The sequence below is a fragment of the Rhizobacter sp. P2_H2 genome (assembly GCF_056403375.1).
The window spans coordinates 1-545 of record NZ_JBFUFP010001831.1 but is presented as its reverse complement, the minus strand read 5'-3'; the positions used below and the strand labels follow the sequence as shown (position 1 = coordinate 545).

The window sequence follows — 545 nt, the reverse complement described above, 5'->3', positions numbered from 1 at the left end:
GCGTTGATGAGGTCGAACCCGTCGTCGGAATTCCACCAGGCGCGGCAGCCGCGGAAGACGTTGCCGGGATGGTTGGCCGAGATGTGGGCGCCGAAGCCGTCGGCACTCTGGCCCGCGCCATTCGACGTCAGCGGGTCGTAGTTGTGGTGCGAATCGGTGTTCAGCACCAGGTTGTCGCTGCCGTCGTGGATGAACAGTCCCGGCCCCATGTGGTGGTGCGTGTCGAGCTGCTCGAAGATGTCGTGGCTGCCCGAGATCCAGACGCCCCACGATTCGTGGTTCAGGTTGTTGTTCTGCGGTACGCCCCGGATCTCGAGTCCCTTGAGGTGGACCCAGCTGCCGGTCACGTTGAAGCCCTTGATGCGGCAGTCGTCGGTTATCCCGGAGAAATCGAAGACCGGCTTCTCGCCGGGATAGGCCCAGTAGCGGATCGGGTCCTGCGGCGTCCCGCTCTTGTCCAGCGTGATCGCGTTGACGGTGTCCTGCCGGCTGGCGCAGGTGTTGACACCGGCGGTGTAGGTGTAGGTTCCGGCGCGCAGGTACAC

The 545-nt window shown here is 64.6% G+C and carries 1 protein-coding gene; it reads right to left on the bottom strand.

All coding sequences use genetic code 11. The features are described from left to right. The coding region (locus tag AC1D15_RS36470; protein ID WP_477829928.1) for a right-handed parallel beta-helix repeat-containing protein at window positions 1–545 on the bottom strand (545 nt) is incomplete at both ends.